The organism is [Clostridium] polysaccharolyticum (assembly GCF_900111595.1).
Taxonomy (GTDB): Bacteria; Bacillota; Clostridia; order Lachnospirales; family Lachnospiraceae; genus Clostridium_AI; species Clostridium_AI polysaccharolyticum.
The window spans coordinates 112117-135724 of the sequence record NZ_FOHN01000005.1 but is presented as its reverse complement, the minus strand read 5'-3'; the positions used below and the strand labels follow the sequence as shown (position 1 = coordinate 135724).

General features: G+C 36.4%; 16 protein-coding genes. 13 read left to right on the top strand and 3 right to left on the bottom strand.

Annotation, left to right across the window (positions count from 1 at the left end):
* Positions 1 to 9 precede the first annotated feature (9 nt).
* From BMY85_RS04850 to BMY85_RS04830, 5 genes are read left to right on the top strand one after another with little or no spacing between them, the layout of a single operon-like run.
* A complete protein-coding gene (locus tag BMY85_RS04850) occupies positions 10 to 2391 on the top strand; it encodes a type I polyketide synthase (RefSeq protein ID WP_092477044.1) in 2382 nt (793 codons plus the stop codon).
* A 13-nt stretch (positions 2392 to 2404) separates the two neighbouring features.
* On the top strand, positions 2405 to 4456 hold the full coding sequence (locus tag BMY85_RS04845) for an AMP-binding protein (protein ID WP_092477042.1): 2052 nt from the start codon (positions 2405 to 2407) through the stop codon (positions 4454 to 4456).
* A 22-nt stretch (positions 4457 to 4478) separates the two neighbouring features.
* Positions 4479 to 6893, top strand: a complete 2415-nt coding sequence (locus BMY85_RS04840) for a non-ribosomal peptide synthetase (RefSeq protein WP_177180642.1) — start codon at positions 4479 to 4481, stop codon at positions 6891 to 6893.
* A 25-nt stretch (positions 6894 to 6918) separates the two neighbouring features.
* Positions 6919 to 8559 carry a B12-binding domain-containing radical SAM protein gene (locus BMY85_RS04835; RefSeq protein WP_092477038.1) on the top strand — a complete coding sequence of 547 codons (1641 nt, stop codon included), beginning with the start codon at positions 6919 to 6921 and terminating at the stop codon, positions 8557 to 8559.
* A gap of 14 nt (positions 8560 to 8573) precedes the next feature.
* Entirely contained in the window at positions 8574 to 9899 is a 1326-nt protein-coding gene (locus BMY85_RS04830; protein ID WP_092477035.1) for a B12-binding domain-containing radical SAM protein, read from the top strand.
* Between the two features lie 145 nt (positions 9900 to 10044).
* On the opposite strand, the gene BMY85_RS04825 is transcribed toward BMY85_RS04830, so the two are convergent.
* A complete protein-coding gene (locus BMY85_RS04825; RefSeq protein WP_092477033.1) occupies positions 10045 to 12264 on the bottom strand; it encodes an ABC transporter permease in 2220 nt (739 codons plus the stop codon).
* Complete coding sequence (locus tag BMY85_RS04820) at positions 12264 to 12962, bottom strand: ABC transporter ATP-binding protein (RefSeq protein ID WP_092477031.1); 699 nt, start codon at positions 12960 to 12962, stop codon at positions 12264 to 12266. Before BMY85_RS04820 ends, BMY85_RS04825 begins: the two co-directional genes overlap by 1 nt.
* 225 nt (positions 12963 to 13187) lie before the next feature.
* Here BMY85_RS04820 and BMY85_RS04815 point away from each other — a divergent pair, with 225 nt between their 5' ends.
* From BMY85_RS04815 to BMY85_RS04795, 6 genes are all read left to right on the top strand, one after another.
* Entirely contained in the window at positions 13188 to 15470 is a 2283-nt protein-coding gene (locus BMY85_RS04815; RefSeq protein WP_092477029.1) for a hydratase, read from the top strand.
* Between the two features lie 14 nt (positions 15471 to 15484).
* The gene (locus tag BMY85_RS04810) at positions 15485 to 15889 is read left to right on the top strand and encodes a hypothetical protein (protein WP_092477027.1); all 405 of its coding nucleotides are present in this window, start codon (positions 15485 to 15487) and stop codon (positions 15887 to 15889) included.
* Between the two features lie 293 nt (positions 15890 to 16182).
* A complete protein-coding gene (locus BMY85_RS04805) occupies positions 16183 to 17670 on the top strand; it encodes an RICIN domain-containing protein (RefSeq protein ID WP_092477025.1) in 1488 nt (495 codons plus the stop codon).
* Positions 17671 to 17689: 19 nt separating this feature from the next.
* Positions 17690 to 17836: a hypothetical protein gene (locus tag BMY85_RS15525; RefSeq protein ID WP_177180641.1), complete on the top strand. Its 147-nt coding sequence runs from the start codon at positions 17690 to 17692 to the stop codon at positions 17834 to 17836.
* A gap of 158 nt (positions 17837 to 17994) precedes the next feature.
* Complete coding sequence (locus tag BMY85_RS04800) at positions 17995 to 19197, top strand: DUF5050 domain-containing protein (protein WP_177180640.1); 1203 nt, start codon at positions 17995 to 17997, stop codon at positions 19195 to 19197.
* A gap of 263 nt (positions 19198 to 19460) precedes the next feature.
* The gene (locus BMY85_RS04795; protein WP_092477021.1) at positions 19461 to 21512 is read left to right on the top strand and encodes a methyl-accepting chemotaxis protein; all 2052 of its coding nucleotides are present in this window, start codon (positions 19461 to 19463) and stop codon (positions 21510 to 21512) included.
* A 205-nt stretch (positions 21513 to 21717) separates the two neighbouring features.
* Here BMY85_RS04795 and BMY85_RS04790 read toward each other — a convergent pair whose 3' ends face one another.
* Positions 21718 to 22359: an SGNH/GDSL hydrolase family protein gene (locus BMY85_RS04790; protein WP_092477019.1), complete on the bottom strand. Its 642-nt coding sequence runs from the start codon at positions 22357 to 22359 to the stop codon at positions 21718 to 21720.
* A gap of 285 nt (positions 22360 to 22644) precedes the next feature.
* Here BMY85_RS04790 and BMY85_RS04785 point away from each other — a divergent pair, with 285 nt between their 5' ends.
* Both BMY85_RS04785 and BMY85_RS04780 read left to right on the top strand, forming a co-directional pair.
* On the top strand, positions 22645 to 23079 hold the full coding sequence (locus BMY85_RS04785; protein WP_092477017.1) for an Hsp20/alpha crystallin family protein: 435 nt from the start codon (positions 22645 to 22647) through the stop codon (positions 23077 to 23079).
* A 59-nt stretch (positions 23080 to 23138) separates the two neighbouring features.
* Positions 23139 to 23558 (top strand): Hsp20/alpha crystallin family protein, encoded by a 420-nt coding sequence (locus BMY85_RS04780; RefSeq protein ID WP_092477015.1) that lies wholly within the window; start codon positions 23139 to 23141, stop codon positions 23556 to 23558.
* Positions 23559 to 23608: the final 50 nt, after the last annotated feature.

The window sequence follows — 23608 nt, the reverse complement described above, 5'->3', positions numbered from 1 at the left end:
GAAGGTACTATGGAATATGGAGATATTGCAATTATAGGTATGAGTGGCTGTTTTCCAAAAGCTGAAAATATAGAGCAGTTCCGCTTCAATTTAGAAAAAAAGCGAGATTGTGTAGGAACCATACCAGAAAAAAGAAAAAAACTGCTAGGATTTGATGGAAAACAATACATGGAATGTGGGTATTTAGAGCATATTGAATATTTTGATGAAGAATTTTTTGGCATATCTGGAAAAGAGGCAGATTATATGAGTCCAGAACAGAAAATCATATTAGAACTTGCAGCAGAAGCCATTTTAAATGCAGGCTATTCGCTGAAAGAGTTTGAAGGAACCAATTGTGGAGTATTCCTTTCCTCTTCAGAAAATGAATATGAAGGACTTCTCTCCAGGCAGACAGGTCCTACGCGTCTGGGAAGCCTAAGATCTATTCTGTCAGGCCGAGTAGCATATCAGTTTGATTTAAGAGGACCAAACGTTATGTACGACACAGGATGTTCCTCTTCTCTTGTGGCACTTCATGAAGCTTGTGTCAAACTCATGACCAGTGAAATTGATTATGCTTTGGTTGGTGGGATTTCCATTAGCTTAAATATACCAGAAATACAAAATGGGGACTATGATGTGTTAGGGCTATGTTCCAATAGTTTTCGAAGCAAATCTTTTGATGCAGATGCAGATGGAGTCGCTATTGGAGAAGGTGGAGGCTGTATTCTTTTAAAAAGACAAGCTAAGGCAATGGAAGATAAGGATGAAATTCTTGCTACCATTCATCATGGTGCCATTAATGGAGATGGAAAACGAAGCACATCGGTTACCATGCCTAGTGTGGACGGACAAAAAGAAGTGATGCTTTCTGCCTGGAAAAATATGAATTTAGAAAACCTGACAGATATTGAAGCACATGGAATAGGTACATCGATCGGTGATTCCATTGAGGCCAATAGCATTATTGCCAATCTAGAGGTCATGGGAATAGAACATAAAGTCAGGTTAAGTTCTGTCAAATCCAATATTGGACATCTAGGTTATAGTGCAGGAATATCAAGTATTATAAAAGCAGTGCTGGAATTAAAGAATAATATTACATATCCAATTGTCCATTACCAGAAAGCCAATCCGCTGATTGCATTTGAAAAAAGCATGTTAGAGCCAGTAACAGATGCAGTATACTGGCAGCCAGACAGTGTCAGGGCCGTTGGAATTGACTCCTTTGGCCTTGGAGGAACTAATGCACATGTGGTACTGGAAAAGTACATTGAAAAAGAGAAAAGAGAGGAAGAAGAGCTTGCTTTCCCTATTTTGAAAATTTCTGCTAGAAGCGAAGCGTCATTTCATGGGTATGTGGAACGATTAAGAGATTATATAGAGCAGGAGCATGTGGATTTAAATAGTTTGATTTATACTTTAAATACAGGAAGAGATGACTACGAAAAGCGAATGGCCTTTGTAGTTCGTGACTATGAAGATTTACTGGATAAACTGGAAATGATGTCTGCTTACAAAAAAGCAAAGAAATACAAGATTGTATTTGTAATGAAATTAGAGGAAAAACAGCAGGTTAAAGAAGATGTCTTGAAAAAGGGACTTCCAGGCATTGGATTATTAGATAGGGGTATAAGTGCGGAAACAGATATTGACTACAAATTAGCCATGTACCAGTTTTGTACGGAAATAGGAATTAAACCAGATCTTGTATTAGCAGATAGTCAATGTAGCACAATGATTCAATACGCAAAAGGGAAAGCAGATTTAAACCAGTTAAAAAAAGAAATACAAAAGCCAATGGATGGAGATTATACAAAAGTTCTGCAACTGATACAGAACTTGGATGAAAAAGACAATTATTTTATTTTGGATTTTGGCAGTTCTAAACAGCTTACGACAGCACACTTTGGCAGCCACATTAAAATATTTGAACTGAATGCAATTCAGAGTTTTTACAAATTTCTCACGGTATACTATAACAATGGCTATCAGCTAAATTGGGGCAAGTTATATGCAGGCCAGGTCTATCAGAAAGTGACCTTGCCAGGATACTGTTTCCAAAAGACAGAACATTGGGCACAGATAAAGCCAAGAGAATCTCAAGAATTAACCTCTAAGGAAAGATTAGAGGCAGTAAAAACAGAAGAACCAACAAGTAATCAGATGCTAGAAAGCATAATGAAAACTTTACAAGATATCTGGAAGGAACTATTTGGTTTTGGTGGAGAGATTGACATAGATGAAGATTTTTTCGATTTAGGCGGAAACTCTCTTCTGATACAAAAAATGTCGATTTTAATAAATAACCAGTTCCAGATTGAGTTTGATGCATATGAAGTGTATGAAAATGAAACAATTGAGAAATTATCAAAAAAGATAATAGAAACTATGGATATACAGCAGTAAAAGGGGGAAAAGCATGAAAAGCCTGAATCAGTATATATGTGACCATGCATTGAGCCAACCCAAAAAAACAGCACTTATACATAAAGATGAACAGTTAAGCTATAGCCAGTTAGTAGAAAAAGTAAGAGAGGTATCCGCATATCTTTTACAGTTAGGGATGAAAGAAAAGGATAAAGTGCTGTTAAGTGCTTTAGCAAAACCAGAATATATCATTTGCTTTCTGGCAGTACAGAACATTGGAGGAATAACTGTTCCAGTGGACCGGACGGTAAAGGGAGATAGTATACAGTATCTTGCTGATACTACTGGAGCAAAGTTTTTTTTCACTTCCAGCAAAAGGAATTACCAGAAAGTAGAGGTGATTGATTACCAGAAAATGATGGAAGAAAGTTCACAAAACAAACAGGAAACAGCTATCTGGGAACAGATGCATAGTACGGACAACATAAGTGAAATCCTTTTTACTTCTGGATCAACAGGAACACCAAAGGGAGTTATGTTTTCTGAAAAAGGAATGGCAAGTAATACATGGAATACCATTAACGGAATTGGCATGAAAGAGGAGGATGTAATACTTCTTTCATTACCCCTTAGCCATTCTTTTGGCCTAAGAGTGATGAGAGCGAGTCTGGTAATAGGTGCTACCATTGTATTGCAAAATGGCTCATCTTATGGTAAAGAAACAGTTCGTAATATTATGGAGCATTCTTGTACGGGATATGCTTGTGTTACAGCGTCTATGAAGATGATGTTAGAACAGATAGGAGAAGCTGACCTGGCAAAAACATTAGGAAAGCTAAGATATATTGAATTTAGTGCAGGTGCAGTAAGCTTTCAGGACAGAGAATATTTCTCAAATCTTCTTCCAGATACAGAACTGCATAATACATGGGGTTCGACAGAAACAGGAGGATGTTTCTTCCTGAACTTTTCAAAACAGAAAGATAAATTGAAATCAATGGGAAAACCTTTAGATACCGTTAAAGCGAAAATTATGGATAAGGATGGAATGAAGGAGCTAGAAGGTTATGGAATAGAGGTATCAGGAAAACTTGCAATACAAGGGGAAATGCAAATGGCAGGTTATTGGGGAAATAAGGAACTTACCAAGGAAACCATAAAAGGTGGATATCTTGTAACCAATGATCTGGTCTGGCGAGATCAGGACGGCTTCTTCTATATGATTGGCCGTGGAGATGATATGATTAATGTAGGAGGCGAAAAAGTTTCTCCAATTGAAATTGAAGAAGCTGTTCTAAAGTTACCTTTTGTCAGAGAGTGTGCCTGTGTAGGTGTAGAAGATCCTTTAAGGAAACTGGGAGAAGTACCAGCTGTATTTGTGTGCAATGAACGGTCTGAGACAAAAGCTGTTCCAAAAGAGTGGAAAGAAGAAATAGAAAAAAAACTTAGAGAACAGCTGGATCCGTATAAAATTCCACAGCAAATCATTGAAATGGAACTGCTTCCAAGGAATAAAATGGGAAAAATTGAGAGAAGCATATTAAAAGAAAACTGGAATAGGCAGAATCAGAAAAGTAACCAGTCCCCCGTTATCGCCAATATTTTAAATAGAAGAAGCATTAGAAAATTTTCAGATAAGGAAATCACGATGGATACAGTCAAATTATTAATAGAATGTGGAAAAAGTGCTCCATCTGGTAAGAATCTTCATACTAGAAGATTTACGGTAATTCAGTCATCTGAAGAAATCCAGCATTTAAAACAAGTGATTGAAGAGACTGGAAAACAGAAGAATAAAACAGTGAATGGATTTTATAATCCTAAAGTCCTGATTCTGGTATCGGACGATGTAAGAAACCAAGATGGAATACAAGATGTTGCCTGTGCAGTAGAAAATATTCTATTGGGTGCTGCTTCGTTGGGATTAGGAGGCGTATGGCTTAATGTACTGATGGACATGTGCGATGAGAAAGCGATAAGAGATATGCTTGCCTTTTATAAAATTCCCAAAAAGCATTGGGTGTGGGCTATGATTGCTATTGGTTATCCGTCAGAGGAAGATACCTTTACAACTAGGAAAGAAGATGTAGTTGTATACATATAATAACGAAATGAGAGTGGAAAAAATGAGAAAAGAACAAGTAGAAAACAGTTTATCAAAAAAAATCGCAGCACTGACCAATCACAATGATGCTTTGGTGTTAGTTACTTTTGCTGCCGCATTAGGACAGACCATATCCTGTTATGAAGGGAAAAAAGAAGTACAGTTTTTAATTCCAAAGGAAGGTGGAATTTCGAGAATTCAATTTTATTTAGAAAAGAATCTTTCCTTTAAAAAGCTTTTATTAGCAGTCAGGGAACAGATGGTGAAGGAAAAAAATGAAGAAAATCCTGGCATAGAAGAAGTAACACCATGTCAGAAAATAGTATTATACCATAAAGGAATACATACTGCATTTCAGGGGCAGAAAGATTATTTAAATATTGGTATTGAAGAAGTAGATGGGAACTATATGCTTCAGTTTAGTGGGGAAGAAGGTAGCACTTACTGGAAAGATGTTTTGGATAGTTTTATAGATACTTTTAACGTAATCATAGCCCAAGGTGTATCAGATCCCGGTATAAGCATGGATGATGTATGCTTTTTAGGAGAAGAGAACAAAAAGAAAATCTTATGTTTTGGAAAAGGAGAAGAAAAAGAAACTTCATCAAACATGTTAGAAAAGATTCATGGAGTTGTGGAACAGTATCCAGAAAAAACGGCTGTTTTTGCAGCAGGGAATGCTTTAAGTTATCAAGAACTATGGGAATATTCTTCTAAGCTTGCAGATATTCTGGAAAGCAAAGGGGCGAAAAAGGGAGACCACATTGCTCTTTTTACCAGCAGGAAAGTAGAAACTATCGTTGGAATTTTAGGAATTATCATGGCTGGTGCAGCTTATGTGCCAATCGAGACGGATTATGGTGTAGAACGTATGGAATATATGGTAAAGGATAGTGGTTCTATTTTTGCAATTTCAGCAAGTGATATTTCTGTTATAACAAGTATACCTACGTTTCAGATTTCTTTACAGGAATTAGGCCAGCATGTAATGGCAAAAGAAGGAAATTATGAAGAGGCAGCTGAACAGAACCGCTACGTGATTTATACTTCTGGGTCCACAGGCAAGCCAAAAGGAGTTGCAGTGCAAAATGAACAGCTTATGAACTTATGTAACTGGTATGCCAATGTAACCAATATGACAAGTGACTCAAAAGTACTAATGCTGAATGTGTTTGGTTTTGATGCTTCCGTGAAAAATATTTTCTCGTCCATGCTTTGTGGCAGCGAATTAGTATTAGGACCAGAATATCTCTTTGATTTTGAGGGAATTTTAGAGCTGATTCGTACCTGTAAAATTACCATAATGAACTGTGTGCCAAGTCTTTTTTATGAACTTCTGGACGTAGACAAGGAAAATGGGTTCACAGCATTAAAACAGCTGGAACTAATTGTTTTAGGAGGAGAAGCCATAGAAAGAAAGAGAATAGAAGACTGGTTTCAATCGGATTTGTTCCAGACAAAAATCATGAATGTATATGGTCCAACAGAGTGTACCAGTGTATCTACCTATGGATTTTTAGACAAAGAAAAACTTATGAGTGGCGAGCCGATAAACATTGGAAGACCATGCTACAACAAACAGGTTTATGTTCTAAGTGAAGATGGAAAAATCTGTCCGATTCATTCTGTAGGTGAACTTTGCATTAGTGGTATTGGCACTGTGGATTCTTATATAGGGCAGGCAAAAACATCCAGAGAAGTATTTAAAAAGGATTTGCTCCATAAGGAACGTACTCTATACCATACAGGCGATTTGGTTTATTGGAATGCAGATGGAGAATTGATATTTATAGGAAGAAAGGACAGGCAGGTCAAGATTGATGGACATAGAATTGAGTTAGGGGAAATTGAACAGGCACTGCTTAGCCAATATGAAGTCATGGAACAATGTTGCGTTCTGCTAGAGGAACAGAATAATCATAAAACTTTAGTTGCCCATGTTGTTATGGACGCAGGTGCAGAACCAATACAAAAGATAGAAGATAAGATGTCAGACTGGCTTCCAGCCTTCATGATTCCAAAGAAAATAATCACCCATCAGGCGTTTCCTTTAACTCCACATGGAAAGATTGATTATAAAGCGTTAGGTAAGAGTCTGGATGAAAAGAAGGCGATGAAGGAGACAAGTACAGAGAAATTATCTGTCAGAGAACGTATTGCAAACATATGGAAGAAAATATTATCTGTTGATGAAGTTGACTACAATACTAACTTTTTTGATGCAGGTGGTTATTCTCTTTTGCTTTATAAACTTAGCCGAATGATTGAAATAGAGTTAAAATGCAAGATAACTTATGTAGAGCTCATGACTTATACTACCATAGACACCTTTTCGGAATATATAGAAAAGAAAATGAGCAGGGAAGCTTTGGATCCAAAGGAGCTTGCGAAACAGAAATTAAAGGAACTCAAGAAAAACCGTTCAAAGAACTGGTAAAGTACAGCTTAGGAAAGGAGAAATTATGGATAGTTTAGATGGATTGTTTTCCTTTGAAACAAAAACATTTGAAATATATGAAACACCGCTTCAGGAGCAGATAAAAGATTTAGAATCTGTCAATATACCAAATCGTTCCTTGGTTGATTATGGAAAGTTTAGCAAAGAGATTGGTATTTCTATGGTTACAGATACTATTGTTATGCAAGCTACAAGGGGATGTCCCTATCATTGTGCATATTGTCATAAAATCTGGCCAAAGACACATGTAAGGAGAAGTGCTGAACATATTTTCAATGAAGTTATGGTCTATTACGATATGGGGTATAGAAGATTTGCTTTTATAGATGATATTTTTAATCTAGATCGTGAAAACAGTATGAAGTTTTTCCAAATGCTTCTAGATAACAATATTAAAATACACATCTTTTTCCCAAATGGAGTACGTGGAGATATTCTCACAGAAGATTATATCGATTTAATGGTAGCAGCAGGTGTTGTGGAGATGCCTCTGGCTTTAGAAACTGCCACACCAAGGCTTCAGAAACTGATACATAAGAATCTGAATATCGAAAAACTGCATCATAATGCAAAATATATAGCAGAAACATATCCTCATGTAATTCTGGAATTATTTACCATTCATGGTATTCCAACAGAGACAGAGGAAGAGGCATTGGCTACATACAATTTTATAAAGGAAATTAAATGGCTGCATTTCCCGTATATCAACATACTAAGATTATATCCAGGAACAGAACTTGCAGATATTGCAATTCAAAATGGAGTTTCACTAGAAGATATCAAAAAATCCACGTGTATGGCATTTCACGAAATTCCACCTACGATTCCATTTTCAAAGGGATTTACGCGAAATTACCAGAGTCGTGTACTTTATGAATATATCCTGAATAAAGAAAGACTTCAATATGTAATACCTTTGGAAAGAAGAATTATGAGGGAAGATGAAATGGTGCAAAAATACAATAGTTATTTTCCTTTTGAAGTTACGAGTTTTGAACAGCTTTTAGATATTGCAGAAATGACAAGAGATGACTTAGATGAGAGTAGTTTTATTGATGAAACATGGGGGAAGGTAGAGGAACCGAAGAAAAAAATGACAGAGTATTTTGGAGTCCATCATGCAAAAAAAGATGCACTTAGAATCTTGTTTCTAGACGTATCACAGTTTTTCAGAGACGATAATAATAGTAAACTTTATGACTTAGTGGAGGCACCTTTAGGCCATATTTACCTGCTAACACATCTGTATAGAGTGTTTGGTGAAGATGTAGAAGGAAAAATCCTAAAATCCAGAATAGATTTTGATAGTTATGAAGAACTGAAAAAAGAGATTGATGCATTTAGACCTGATGTAATTGGATTAAGAACTATGACCTATTACAAAGATTTCTTTCATAAGGTAACTCGGAAAATTAGAAACTGGGGATATCAGGTTCCTATTCTTTCTGGAGGTCCATATGCTACAAGCAGCTATGAAGAAATACTTGAGGAAAATGAAAATATAGATGTGGTTATGAGAGGAGAAGGGGAAAAAGTGTTAGAAGCACTGATTAGGGAGATTATCCGCAATTCTGGCAATTTGCCAGACACAGAAATCCTAAAACAGATAAAAGGAATTGCATTCCGGATTTCGTCTGACTGAGGAGGAAAAAATAAATGAATATACTATTATTTTCAGTACCAATACATCCATTAGTGGATAGGGAGACTATGAAACTAGTTCCCCCTCTAGGGATATACATATTAGCAGGTGTATTACGGGAACATGGACATAATGTAGAAACTTATGACCACCAGTTTTTATTGAATTTCTATGAAACATCATGGGATACAGATGTCATTGATGATATGCTGGAAAACATAGATGTAGTTGGTATCTCAAGCAATTCTTTTACATGGGGCTTAGCAAAAGAGTTACTTGAGATTGTAAAAAAACGTCCCAATCCACCTTATGTTATCTGTGGTGGTGTACATCCGACATTTTATGATGAATATGTTTTAAAAACAACGAAGGCAGATGCGGTAATTTTAGGAGATGGGGAAGAGGCAATTGTAGAACTTGTTGATGCAATAGAGGGAAAAAGGACATTTGAAGGTATTAAGAATATTTCATATAAAAAGAATAATACGGTATGCCAGAATGGATTCAAGCCATTTAAAAAGTTTTTTGATTACGGGACACCAGCATATGACTTGATTATGGAAGACGTGTTCTTTAATGTGCCAGTAGAAACATCAAGAGGATGTTATTTCCAATGTGAATTCTGTTCTATTCTAGATGCTCATAATTGGAGAGGACTGGATGTAGAAACTGCCGTTAAGCGAATTGAATATGCAGGAACCATAACTAAGAAGGCTTCCATATTTGATAATGTATATATAGCAGATAATTGTTTTACTGCAGATATTAACCGGGCAACAGAAATACTCCGTCGTATTATGTCAAATGATAAATCCTATAAGATGCATTTTGAAGCAAGATGTTCGGACCTGCTTCAAGGAAAACATGACTTTATAAAAGTAATTAATCCAGAACGTATCAGTTCTATTCAGATTGGAATAGAAAGTGGATATGACCGGGGACTTGCTAAAATGAAAAAGGGCTTAAAGGTGGATATGATAATTGAATGCATGGAAAATCTGAAAAAAATCGACTGTGCGAAAAAAACATTTTTATCTTTTATCATCGGATTACCTTGGGAATCAAGAGAAGACTGCATTAAGACGATTGAATTTGCAAAATTTCTGGAAGAACATTATGGTGCATTAGTAGGGGTAAGCTGGTGGCTTCCTTTGAAGTCTTCCTTAACAGACGAAGGCAATGAATATGGAATTCATATTGACGCAAGTACTTATGATAATCCATTATGGCCGAAAGAATTTGATTTTATTAGTACTTCTTTTAAAGGTCTAAATAAAGAAGACATCATTTATCTTAGCGAGAATTATAGTAAATATGTCAAAACGATTGTAGATATTTAATGGCGAAACAGCACATCTGTAAATGTTAGAAATTGTGCAGCCAATGGGTAATTAGAAAAAGGAAACATCACAGATATCAATGGAGATAAAAAAGATGACTTCGATATTGTTTCGGAGTCATCTTTCTTATAATAATAAAATGCTGCTATTCACGAGAATTCTTTAGGCTTTCCACCATATTTACTTTGAATACTTTCCGTTTTAATAAGAATAAAGAACCAAGGTAGCTAAAGGACAATATTAATAAAGAATATAAGACACTTGGGAACGTAACAACAGGCTGGATATAATTTCCCATAGATTCAATATTTCCTCTAAAAATCATGGCAGCCATTATTTTGCTAAGAGGTATGCTTATTACAAAAGCAATTACAAATAGTATGTGGTTTATATTCAATACAAGTCTGTTAATCTCTTTTGGCCGATATCCAAGTACCTTCAACATAGAAATATTATTCTGGTTTTCTTCCACTACCATATTAACTGTTAAATAGGTTGAAATCATACTAAGGAGAATACCAAAGAAAATGACGGCACCTAAAAGGCTGTAAACAGTGCTGATTAATTTCTCAAGCTGCTCTTTGATTAAATCCTTGGAACTAAACATAATAATATTCTCTTGTGGAATATCCAGTTTATCGTTTGTCTGGATAATATTGAAATAATTATCGGGTACCTGCAGTAACTGTGCAACATTAACTGCACTTGTATAAAGAATACTGCGAGTGTTGTCATCAAGGATATCGGTTATGGCAATCGTATGTTCTTCCATAGAAATTGGGTTATGGAAGGTTAGTTTGTCACCAGCTTTAATTCCATAATACTCCGCACCTACATTAGTAATGTAATACTTGCTCGGATCAATAGGTTTACCAGAAATGGTTTTCCAGTTAAGGTATTCACTATCTTTACGTACACCTGTCATAAGAAGCAGAGCATTATATCCTGTTACTTCAAAACGGGCAGCCAGTATTTTTTCTCCTTGAATGGATTCGTCTGTCTGGTATTCATTTAGATAATATTCATAATTATATTTTCCAGAAGCATCAATTCGAGAATGAATCATATATTTGGCTGAATCCAATGCCACAAATCCAGTCATAATTAACAGGCTTCCAAAACAGATGCCAATTAGAACGACGATGGAACGCATTTTGTTCTTTAATAAGGAACGTATCTGGAATTTATAGGCAAATTTCATTTTGCTGTGAACAAATATTTTTCGGATTGAGTTTTTGGTTCCAGCAGTGCCAGATAAAAGCAATACCGTATTCTGCTTCATCATTTTCTGGACAGTAAGATAGGCTGTTAATGCATACAGGACTGCAGGAACCAGCAGTGATATAATAATGCTGGCAAATGGAACAGATATTTTAAAATTAAGTTGTTCCATGTTATTGGCAAAGTAAAGACATGCTGGTTTTAAAATTAAGAAAGATACCAGAACGCCTCCTGCGGAACCAAGTAATGCTGGGAATACTGCATAGCAGGCATAATGTTTAATTAATTCATTTCTGCGGTAACCAAGAGCAGAAAGAGCACCGATCTGCCGCTGTTCTTTTCTTACCATTCTTCCTAATACGATGGCTACAATGAGCATGACCATAAGGAACATAAAAGGAATAATAGAAGAGGTATTGGATAATATTTCGTTTCCCATTGTAGCAGGGTATTGAATGCGGCGATTGGAAGTTGCTAAAACATAGTTCACTGGTTCATATTTTTCTGCAATATGCTTTCGGAAACCTGTATTATCCTTCTTTGTATATTTAACAGCATAATAAGATTTTAGAGCATTCTGGCTGGTTAAAGCAGAAGGCATGACAATTGCAACACCAAATTTGTCTTTGTTTAATCCAACATCTGCCGTATCTTTAAGAGGAAACAGATAATCGGATTTTACAGCAATACCAGCAACTTTAAAGGCTTTTCCAAAAAGCTCAAGCATATCTCCGACATGAATGTTATGGTGAACAGAGTAATCTTTATTAATTAATAGTTCACTTTCATTTTGTAAATGTTCTCCTTCAAGGAGAGCATAGGTATTTAGCTTTTCCGTATTAGCAAAAACACGTATCGTAGCATTTTTGCCTTCATAATCGGCATATGAGATTTCTTCCAAAGAGAGGTTAAACTGGTTTTCCAGCTGGCTGATTTCCTCTTCACTGATAGGTATCTTAGTTATGAATTCAGCATCTTCTACGTTGTTTGCTTTCATAACAGAAGAAACTTCATTTTGAATCATGTGTCCAACCGTAGTTAGAATGATTAATAAAATAACAGAAAGAGCAGTTAATAAAAAGGCCGAAATGTAGAATGAAATATGTTCTTTTATATTTCGGCAAATTCGTTTGTTAATTACCATTATAACTTCAACTCCTTCGCACTTATTTTATGGTCATTTTTCGTGTTGCTTTGAATCTTTCCGTCTTTTACAAGAATAATTCTGTCAGCGATTCCTTTCATTGCTTCGTTATGGGTGACAATGATAATTGTAGTGTGGAACTTCTGATTGATATTTTCTATTAAGCGCAGGACATTTTCAGAAGATTTGGAATCCAAGGCACCAGTCATTTCGTCGCATAACAGGATTTGTGGATTTTTGATTAAGGCTCTTGCAACGGCTACACGCTGCTGCTGTCCGCCAGAAAGTTCTTTGGGAAAACGGAACCGGAAATTGCTTAACTCAAGTGCTTCAAGGACTTCTTGAGTATCTAGATTATTTTGGGAAATATCAGATACGACTTGGATATTTTCCTCCACTGTCAGATCAGGAATTAAATTGTAAGACTGAAATACGAATCCTACGTCCTCTCGACGGTATTCTGTAAGCTGCCGTTCATTCATATCACTTATCACTTTATTGTTTATGCGAAATGTACCTGTATCAGCAGAATCAATACCACCTAAAACATTTAACAGGGTACTCTTTCCAGAACCTGATGGACCAAGGATTATAACAATTTCACTTTGTTCTATTTCCAGAGATACATTGTTAAGAGCATACACAAGTGTATCTTTGCTCCCATACTTTTTGGTAAGATTATTAAGTTCAATAAACATAGAAATCCTCCTTAAAATTGAAAATATAATTGTATGCAAAATATTTCTTTATGTACGACATTATTTAAAATAATTAGGAATATATTAGAATATATATAATGTTAGCACTAACTAACTATGCTGTCAATACAATTGCAATCAAATAAATCATGTTGCATTCTGTCTAGTTACTCTTTATAATAAAAGAAGTATGTTTTGGTTAATATATAGTACAGGAGGAAAAACATGATAAAATTATACGAAAAAGGTGCATATTTATTAAATGGCACGGAATTAATTGAAGAAAATGATGAAGTACAGGCTGTTCTTAACCAGCGTTTAGGACAGGCTGTCGATAAAAATGAAGCGAAAAAAGGAACTATGGCTTATGAAATTTTAGAGAACCATAATACTTCAGGTTCCATGGATAAATTAAAAATCAAATTTGACAAACTAACATCCCACGATATTACATTCGTAGGTATTATCCAGACTGCAAGAGCTTCAGGCCTTGAAAAATTCCCAATCCCTTACGTACTTACAAACTGTCATAACAGTTTGTGTGCTGTTGGCGGAACAATAAACGAAGATGACCATATGTTTGGTTTAAGCTGTGCAAAGAAATATGGCGGAATGTATGTGCCACCTCATCAAGCCGTAATCCATCAGTTTGCAAGGGAAATGCTTGCAGAAGGCGGAAAAATGATTTTAGGTTCAGACAGCCACACCCGTTATGGTGCATTAGGAACCATGGCAATTGGGGAAGGCGGCCCAGAGCTTGTAAAACAGTTATTAGAAAAAACATACGACATTAACATGCCAGGTGTTGTAGGGGTATATTTAACAGGAAAACCACAAATCGGTGTAGGTCCTCAGGATATTGCATTGGCAATTATCGGTGCAGTATTTGCTAATGGTTATGTAAACAATAAAGTAATGGAATTTATTGGCGATGGCATTGATAACTTAAGCGTGGATACCCGTATCGGAATTGATGTTATGACAACAGAAACAACATGTCTATCCTCTATTTGGAAAACAGACAGCAAAGTAAAGGAATTTTATGATATACATAAACGTCCAGAAGGCTTCAAAGAAATGGCTCCTAAGTCTGTTGCATATTATGATGGATTAATTTATGTAGACCTTTCTGCAGTCAAGCCAATGATCGCTATGCCATTCCATCCAAGCAATGTATATACCATTGAAGAGTTAAATGCCAATTTAATGGACATTTTAGATGATGTAGAAAAGAGAGCATTAGTAAGCCTTGACAACAATGCAGTAAAATACACATTAAAAGATAAAGTACGTAATGGTAAATTATATGTAGAACAAGGGGTTATCGCAGGATGTGCAGGTGGCGGATTTGAAAACATCTGTGATGCAGCAGATATTTTACGTGGAAAATACATTGGTAATGATGAATTCTCCTTAAGCGTATATCCAGCCAGCCAGCCAGTCTTTATGGAATTGGTGAAAAATGGTGCAGTTGCTGATCTTATGGCAACAGGTGCTACCATTCGTACTGCATTCTGTGGTCCTTGCTTTGGTGCAGGTGACGTTCCAGCTAATAATGGCTTAAGTATCCGTCACTCTACAAGAAACTTCCCTAACAGAGAAGGTTCTAAGATCACCAATGGACAGGTTGCTTCCGTTGCACTTATGGATGCACGTTCCATTGCTGCAACAGCTGCTAACCAAGGTTACTTAACAGCAGCAACAGATATGGATGTTGAATTCAAGAAACCAAAATACTTCTTTGACAGTTCTATTTATGAAAACCGTGTATATAATGGTTTAGGCAAAGCAGATCCAAGTGTAGACATTAAATTCGGTCCTAACATTACAGACTGGCCGGCAATGTCTAACTTAACAGATAACTTAGTATTAAAAGTGGCTTCTGTCATTCATGATCCGGTAACAACAACAGATGAGTTAATTCCTTCTGGTGAAACCTCCTCTTTCCGTTCTAATCCTTTAGGGCTGGCTGAATTTACATTATCCAGAAAAGATCCGGAATATGTTGGACGTGCAAAACAGATCCAGTTATCTGAAAAAGCACGTATAGCAGGGGAAGATATGTATGCGGTTAATAAAGAGTTAGAAAATGTGTTTGAAGTGATTCAGAAAGAATTTGCAGTAGATCCAAAAACTACGGAGATCGGCAGCATGATTTATGCTGTGAAACCAGGTGATGGTTCTGCACGTGAACAGGCTGCAAGCTGTCAGAAAGTGTTAGGTGGTCTTGCTAATGTTGCAAGAGAATATGCAACCAAGAGATACCGTTCTAACTTAATCAACTGGGGTATGCTTCCATTCTTATTTGATGGAGAACTTCCATTTGATTTAAATGATTACATTTTTGTAAAAGATATTAAGAAAGCAGTTGCTGAAAAACAGGAAGTAATCAAAGCATATGTTGTAAAAGATAAATTAGTCGAGTTCGACTTGCGTTTAGGGGAGCTGACAGATGACGAAAGAGAAATTATACTTAAAGGCTGTCTGATAAATTATTATAGAGGATAGTAGGAGGTAGTTTCATGCCAGACATTCATAATAGCGATCCGTTTGATGAATTAAAAAAAGATATTCAGAGTAATTCAGCTGATCGTACCAGTGAATTTGCCAAAGAAGATATTAGAGCCAATAGCGCCATAGCAGCGTCAGCTTATATTCCGTTATTGTTTCTTCTTCCGTTTTTTATAAGACCTGATTCCAGATTTGCAAGATTCCATGCAAACCAGGGATTAATCCTGTTTATTCTGGATGCTGTTTTGGGAATTGCACGATCCACAATATTCAATTTGCCATTTGTAAGAATGCCAGTTGATTTAGTGGTTAGTCTGGTTACATTAGGATATTTCCTGTATGGATTTATTCATGCACTAAATGGAAAAGCAAAGGAGCTTCCATTTATTGGACGTTTTAATCTGATTCATTATTAAAACCAAAAAGTGTCTTTGACACTCTCAGCCTCCCCCAATAGGACCCATTCATAAGGGGTTCCTATTGGGGGATTTTTCCTGTTTTCCACAAAGTTCTTTTTGCATTTATGGAAAAACACATTAGTTCCTCCTTCCGTAAAACCAGAAATCTAATGCACCACATTCACGCTGCAGGCTTTTACGTTCGCTAAAAATGTACATCTGAAAGGAATAAATATAGTTTGCGTTCTTGATTATGTGGGACAATAAGATATACTTAAAAGGAGAGTATAAATAAAAGGAGGAATCTAGTAATGAAAAGCACATTATTGCATTTTGGCAAGCAGCAATCCAAGAAGCTTGCAATAGGTCTTGCCATGCTGCTTTTAACAGCTTGTTTTGTTCCGGCTCCTAAGGTAAAGGCAGAGCCAAAGACCATTTTGAATGGGATTCAATGGGCAGATACGGATGGCAATCCTATCAATGCTCATGGTGGAGGATTTGTACAGGCCAATGGTTATTACTACTGGTTCGGCGAAAACAGGGACCAGTCCAATGCGTTTGTAGGGGTATCCTGTTACCGTTCAACGGATTTGGTTAATTGGACTTACATACGAGATGTTTTGACGAAATACTCTGCACCAGAACTTAATCACTGCAACATAGAACGGCCAAAAGTTATGTACTGTGCCGCTACTGGCCAGTTCGTTATGTGGATGCACTGGGAAAATGCATCTGATTACGATGAATCTCGCTGTGCAGTTGCCTACTGTGATACAGTAGATGGAAATTATACTTATCAGGAAAGTTTCCGTCCTATGGCTAATACGGGTGTAGTTTATGATCACGGTAAACCAGGTTATATGTCAAAAGACTGTACGGTATTTGTTGATGACGATGGCTCTGGCTACTTTATGTCTGCTGGCAATGATAATGGAGACTTGATGTTATATAAACTGACAAGAGATTTCCGTCATATCGATCATGTAGCAGCCAAATTATTTAGCCACTGTTACCGTGAGGCACCTTGTATCTTCAAACGTGGCAATTATTATTTCCTATTTACAAGTGCAAGTACCTGGTGGTATCCAAATCAGGCACAGTATGCAGTTTCAACTAATTTATTAAGTGGATGGTCCAGCCTTCAAAACATTGCGGATAGCAATACCTATTATTCACAGTCTGCATTTGTATTGCCAGTACAGGGTGCTCAGGGAACAACCTATTTATATTGTGGTGACCGCTGGGCAGATGCATGGGGGGAAAGAGTGAACAAGTCTATGTATGTATGGCTTCCGCTTTCTTTCCCAACAGAAAACAGCTTAAGCATGGATTGGAAAAACACCTTATCCATAGATGCCCAGGCTGGTATAATAAACGGTTATAATCAGGATGCTGTCTTTCGTAATGTTAATAGTGGACTGGCTCTTGATATTGAAAATGGTTCCACTGGCAATATGGGAAACGTAATCCAGAATACGGTAACAGGTGCTAATAGCCAGTATTGGCAAATCATTTATGATGGTTCTGGATATTATAAGCTTCGCAACCGCAACAGCGGCAAAGTGCTAGATGTTTCTGGCCGTTCTAGGGAGAATGGAGGAAATGTAATCCAGTATGAAGATAATGGCGGTAACAACCAGAAATGGAGGATTGTTGCCTTGAAAGATGGAAAATACCAGCTGTGCAACAAGGAAAGCGGCCTGCTTCTAGATGTAAATGGCTGTGGATTAAATCCAGGAGCCAATGTACTGCAATGGCAAAATAATAATGGTACTAATCAGATGTGGACAATAGGCTAATGGCATAATTTCATAATATATGGACATCAATCTTACAATAACAGCTTATGTCATGCAGCAGATGGAAAAGAAAGATAAAACAAAACAGATGAACTTTACAATTGGCAGATATATTTGCAGAGAATATCTTAGACAAAAAATAAATCCAAAAGAAAAAGCAGGATAATCCACATTTGAAATACGGTTATTCTGCTTTTTAAATTATCCTAACTTAGTGGCTTGACTATAACAAGTCTCTTTTTTGACTTGCACTGACAATTTTTGTTTGGTAAAATGATTCCGAAGGAGCAATATAAATTTATCACTAATAATAGGAGGACTAATATGAAAAAGTTATTGTCAGTAATTTTAACAATAGTCTGTGTTGTCAGTCTGTTTCATGTAACATCAGAAACGGTGCAAGCTAAAACAGGTGACATTAGAACTTACTCGAAAATGGATGCGTATAAGGATAGCATCATTTTCGTGAAAGACTATACGGATGGCAGTTCTAAATTATGCAGATTTAAAACGTCTAAGGGAAAAACAACGGTCTTAGCAAGTGGGAAAACAGGAATTTCCAGTTTTCAAGTGTGCAGCTCTACGGTATATTATTCTAGTTATGAAAAGGGAGATAAGGCCAAGACATATTCTGTCAGTGTGACAGGAAAAAACAGGAAAAAAATCTGTGATGGGAAAATGGAATATGTAGATAGTAAATATATTGTATACGAAAAGCAAGACGGTTTAAACAATAAGAAGTATTACCATAAAGAGTTTAAGACCGGAAAGGTTACTCTTTTAGCCAGAAGCACTGCGTACAGTTACATTAAAAATATTAAGAATACGCTGTATTTTCGTAAATATGATGAAAGTACAAAAAAAGTGGAATTATTGTCTATGAAAGCTAGTGACACGAAACTAAAGAGTGTAACCTCGGATAAAGTGGATGATGGTTTGATAGGATGCCAGGGAGAAATCTCAGATATAATTTCCTTACAGGGAAATGTATTCTATCAATATGGAACTTACCAAGGCAGCGGGGGCTTCTGGTATGGAACTTTAGTAAAGATAAGCAGTAAAGGGAAAAAGACTGTAATATGCAAGGATATGATTGAGGATAGCTTATTCTATGACAGTACACATATTTATTATCTGAATGGCATGGAATCTACGAAAAACATTTCCTATAATGCTAAAACAGGAAAGAAGACTTCTTATAAAGTGCCATTAACAGAGAACCAGAGGTATGATATTCTTGGATCTAGAACCTATCTTTTGGATACTGCTGTAAAAAATAAAGTTACAGTTTCAAGATTTGCATCTGGCACAAACAAAAAGAATCTGAGAAAGAATTTTATAAAAATTACTTATAAACAGAATGCCAGATATACCTACAGTGCAGGCATACGTAAAGCTGGAAGCTATTATCTTGTGTATGTTCAAGCTATAGATTATAACGATTTAAATTATGGATGGAGAGGAAACTATATAGGAACAAAATGGTACGTTGCCGATTCGGCAGGAAAGGTGCTTGGAAGTCTGTAAGGGAGAGCAAAAGCGAAGAAGTTTATAGAAGTATTTGAAAAAATATACCAGCATACGAAATCTTGTGGGCTTTATGGCAGAAATCCTTAAATATAGCGGGGATTATCGGCTGGCCAACAAGATTTTGAGGGAAGCTGGGTTATGTAAGTCTCACTAATATTTGTATTATAGAAATTAATCCCCTTTTAGGATTGTATAAACTGAGAAAATGTTGTATAGTATTAAAAAAGGAGTGTTCACCTTCTGTTATCAGGAGGGATGATATGAAAATTTCTACAAAAATCAATTTGTGGATTATAATTCTATTAAGCATGTTTTTAGTGGCTATGCTAGGCGTGCTTTCTAATATTACACATCAGGTGGCAAAACAGAGAGGTTCCATTCAGTCTGAAATGAAAAAGGAAATTAACAAGAAAGTAGAAGAGGAACTTATGAACTTAGCCCAGACTGCATCCAAGTATACGATAAATTTAGAAACAGAAATTGAGCGTTCTATGTTAAATGCAGCATTTTTGCTGAAAGAAAAGGACAAGAATTCATCTCATAAACTTACCAACAGAGAATTAGAGCTGCTAAAAGATAAAACAGGAATGTCAGAAGTGTTATTGACAGATAAAGATGCAAATGTGACTCAGGCAACGGATAAGTCTGCATTGGGACTATCCTTGTATAACATTCAGATTTACAAAATTCAAAAGGAACTCAAGCAGTTAATGACAGGAAAGATGGAGTACAACATTTCCCCTTTGGTAATGAAATCAGAAACAGGAGAAGTCTATAAGTTTATCTCTCTGTCAAGAACAGATCAGGTGGGAATTTTAGAAACTGCCGTGTCAGCAGACGGTATAGAACGGTATTTAGGCAATTGCATTACAGAAAGCAATGGAATCGAGGAAATTCATTTATTTGATTCCAGCGGACTGGTCTTAACAAGTAATACAAGCAAAGAGAAATCGTCAACATTAAAGAAGGGCTCAACGGTAAAAAAGGAAGAAGTTTCGAAACTGTTCCAGAACAGTAAAGACATAACGGTTCACTATGAAAACAAAAGTGCAGAAATTTATTATCCTGTAATCAGGGATTCCGTAGTGAAATATGTTCTTTATCTGAAAATCAAGACTACAGGCTATTTGAATATCGAAGATATGATTCGAAACACATTTCAGGCAATTGGCCATAAGGTAAATTACATGGAAAGGGTAGCTATGTTAGTGCTGATACTTATCTCTGGAGTTATGATTGCTATGCTATTCTCTGTAGTGTCTAAAAATCTAAATCCATTACGCAATGTAAATGGTGTGCTTGAGTCTATAGCAGCAGGAGATGATCTTGTAAAGATTGAGAAGACGAAGAACAAGGATTTCATAAGAATCTATGAAAATTTAGAACTTGTTATTAAACGTTACATGAAAACAATATCCAGTATTAAAGAAAATGTGCAGGCAATGGAGGCATTGCAAGAGGTTCACAAGCAAGATATGGGGCAGATTTCCCAGGCAATTAACCAGGTTCATGAAGATATGTCAGAAAACAGTCAGTGCATTCAGGCAGAAAACAAGGAAGTATACAATACAAGCAGTATTATGGATGAAATGATTGGTAAATTAGAGCATGTAAACCAGATGGCAGATACTTTATCAGTAGAAACGGAAACAATGGGGGATAAGGCAGAAAAAAGCGTAGGTTCTCTTGATAATATTAAAAAAGTTACGGGAAAACTCGAAGGAAAAGTGAGAGAGAATAATCAGCAGATTGAGCTGTTACATAGCCAGTCACAAAAAATCAATGATATTACCAATCTGATAAGTGAGATTACTTCCCAGACAGATTTATTAGCGCTGAATGCAAGTATTGAGGCTGCAAGGGCAGGTGAGCACGGAAAAGGATTTGCTGTGGTTGCATCGGAAATACAGAAACTTGCAGGAGAATCAGGCAAAGCTGCGAATGACATTAATGATATTGTGTGTGAGATTCTGCGAGGCATACAGAAAACCGAAGAAGGAAGCGGGGAGCAGATAAGAATTATTCAGGACAGTAAGACTGACATAGAAACAGCAATAAAAGACATTACAGAACTGATTCAGTCAACCCTGCACCTTGGAACATTTATGAAAGAAGTAGCAGAAGAGATTATTTTATTAAGTGAAAGTGGAAACACGGTACGCTCCAAATTCAAGCTGCTTGAATCTTTCTCCAGCCAGAATGCAGCTAAAATACAGAATACACAAGCAAATATGAATACAGTAGAGCAGGCACTATATCATATCCAGGAAAATCTAGAGCAGATATCTAACAATATACGGGAAATGCAGTAGATGAAAGTATTATGGAGAATATTTCATTGATTGCACTAGCAGGGAAATATTTTTCAGTATATCAGAAGGATGAACACTTCCAGATAATATAAAAAGAGGTATGTAGTTTGGTACACTACATACCTCTTTTTATAAGGTATCTCCTTAATTTCTAGTGGCACCACTAAAAAAATGGTTAGTGGTGCCTAGTGGAAGGATAAATTTGTTATATCTTTTCCAGTATTTCTTTTACCTGATTTTTTATCTTCATCATGCCATCAGCATTAGGGTGGCCGTTTTCTTTTTCAATATCATGTAGCAGAATCTGCTGGATACCATAATGGTTTGCTGTTTTGTCTAATATTTCACGGCATGGCCCAGTAATTTCATCATTTACAATGCTAAAGATCTGGGAATCGGGGTTCCATTTGCGAAGGTAGTCAAAGCAGTAAGCAAGGGCAGGGGCAAATGTTTTTAAAGATGCCTCGTCCCAATTACTGTACTGCTCTGTTCCAACAGGAACTCCTGCCCAGAAATCATTGGTGCCACCAAAAACCAGAAGCACATCTGGCTGGTTCTCTAAGCCACGGGTTTCACCCAGTTCCCGTTTCATTCTATGTATAAAAGAAGTGGTGGATGCATCGGTCTGCTCATAGCCTGTATTGCATACAGTACTGCCACTAAAACTGCAATTGGATATTAATTCTAATTGTAGTTCTTTGCATAACAGCCTCCACCAGGTCTGTTCCACACTTGTCATGTTATTTTCACACTCATTTCCCTCATCTGCATACCAGAAATGATAATCTTCAGGTATCCATCCAGAATAAGTGGAATAGGAGTCCCCTAGAATGGAAATTGTTTTCATTTGTTAATCCTCCTTAACTTATTGGCTGTTTCGTTTTCATAATGAATTATTAGCATTATACAACTATTAATGAAGATGGAAAAGCCTAGAAATTGAGTTATTTATACCTAGAAAATTTGAGTTATGTGTACCAAAAAAAATTAGCACTCACCTATTGACAGTGCTAACAAAACGTGTTATATTACATATATAACAAAGAGAACAACAAAAGCAGATGACTCACCACGAATCACTTGCTTTGCTGGTATCAGTTAAATAAATTTCAGATAGGAGGAATGATTTAGAATGATGCCAGAATTAAAAAGATCAGGTTTCACAAAATCAAATTTATTAAGGGCAGGATTTCCATTTCAAGATATGCTGTCCATGACGAAGCATTACATTATGCGAAGTGACTTAAAGGAAACAGACTCTATGTATCTGCTGGATGTTGACTTGCCAGGATTTCAGAAAGAAGATATTAAAGCCTGTATAAAGGATGGTTACCTAATTATTGAAGCATCCCACAAGGAGGAATCTTATGACGGATCTGCAAAGGGTATTGTTAAGAAATACATTAGAAAAGAACGTTATGAAGGAACCTACAGAAGAACCTTTTACGTTGGATCATCCCTTAGACAGGAAGATGTAAAGGCAACCTGCCGACATGGAGTGCTGCACTTGCACATCCCGAAAAAAACTTCGGAGCAAATGAAGCCAGATGTAATTACAATCAGCTAATTAGAACATTTTTAATAAAACCTAATAAATAATATGAATCATTTAAGGAGGAATGACATATGTATATGCCAAGTATTTTTCACGATAACTTTATGGACGATGTATTTGATTCCGTGTTTTCAGTTCCATTTGAATATAAAAAAGCTGTAAACCAGATGAGTACCGATATTACTGACTGTGGAGATTTTTATCAGCTGGAAATTGAACTTCCGGGTTATGCAAAAGAAGAAGTAAAGGCGGAACTAAAAGATGGCTATTTGACAATTGAAGCAGCCAAAGAGGAGACTAAAGAAAATAAGGAAGAACAGTTTATCCGCAGAGAACGTTTTACTGGCAAATGCAGCAGAAGCTATTATGTAGGCGACCAGGTGACGAAAGAGGACATTCAGGCGAAATTTGATAATGGCGTTCTTGCATTAAGAATTCCTAAGAAAGAGGCAATTGAGAAGAAAGAAGATCATTATATTCTGATTGAGTAGGATTATTATAGAAGAAGGGGGAGGCTAGAAATACAGTCTCCCTCTTTCAG

What these genes read in the sequence shown, in the direction of transcription:
- BMY85_RS04850 (WP_092477044.1), top strand. Translation starts at nt 10, where the DNA reads ATGGAATATGGAGATATTGCAATTATAGGTATGAGTGGCTGTTTTCCA.
- BMY85_RS04845 (WP_092477042.1), top strand. Translation starts at nt 2,405, where the DNA reads ATGAAAAGCCTGAATCAGTATATATGTGACCATGCATTGAGCCAACCC.
- BMY85_RS04840 (WP_177180642.1), top strand. Translation starts at nt 4,479, where the DNA reads ATGAGAAAAGAACAAGTAGAAAACAGTTTATCAAAAAAAATCGCAGCA.
- BMY85_RS04835 (WP_092477038.1), top strand. Translation starts at nt 6,919, where the DNA reads ATGGATAGTTTAGATGGATTGTTTTCCTTTGAAACAAAAACATTTGAA.
- BMY85_RS04830 (WP_092477035.1), top strand. Translation starts at nt 8,574, where the DNA reads ATGAATATACTATTATTTTCAGTACCAATACATCCATTAGTGGATAGG.
- BMY85_RS04825 (WP_092477033.1), bottom strand. Translation starts at nt 12,264, where the DNA reads ATGGTAATTAACAAACGAATTTGCCGAAATATAAAAGAACATATTTCA.
- BMY85_RS04820 (WP_092477031.1), bottom strand. Translation starts at nt 12,962, where the DNA reads ATGTTTATTGAACTTAATAATCTTACCAAAAAGTATGGGAGCAAAGAT.
- BMY85_RS04815 (WP_092477029.1), top strand. Translation starts at nt 13,188, where the DNA reads ATGATAAAATTATACGAAAAAGGTGCATATTTATTAAATGGCACGGAA.
- BMY85_RS04810 (WP_092477027.1), top strand. Translation starts at nt 15,485, where the DNA reads ATGCCAGACATTCATAATAGCGATCCGTTTGATGAATTAAAAAAAGAT.
- BMY85_RS04805 (WP_092477025.1), top strand. Translation starts at nt 16,183, where the DNA reads ATGAAAAGCACATTATTGCATTTTGGCAAGCAGCAATCCAAGAAGCTT.
- BMY85_RS15525 (WP_177180641.1), top strand. Translation starts at nt 17,690, where the DNA reads ATGGACATCAATCTTACAATAACAGCTTATGTCATGCAGCAGATGGAA.
- BMY85_RS04800 (WP_177180640.1), top strand. Translation starts at nt 17,995, where the DNA reads ATGAAAAAGTTATTGTCAGTAATTTTAACAATAGTCTGTGTTGTCAGT.
- BMY85_RS04795 (WP_092477021.1), top strand. Translation starts at nt 19,461, where the DNA reads ATGAAAATTTCTACAAAAATCAATTTGTGGATTATAATTCTATTAAGC.
- BMY85_RS04790 (WP_092477019.1), bottom strand. Translation starts at nt 22,359, where the DNA reads ATGAAAACAATTTCCATTCTAGGGGACTCCTATTCCACTTATTCTGGA.
- BMY85_RS04785 (WP_092477017.1), top strand. Translation starts at nt 22,645, where the DNA reads ATGATGCCAGAATTAAAAAGATCAGGTTTCACAAAATCAAATTTATTA.
- BMY85_RS04780 (WP_092477015.1), top strand. Translation starts at nt 23,139, where the DNA reads ATGTATATGCCAAGTATTTTTCACGATAACTTTATGGACGATGTATTT.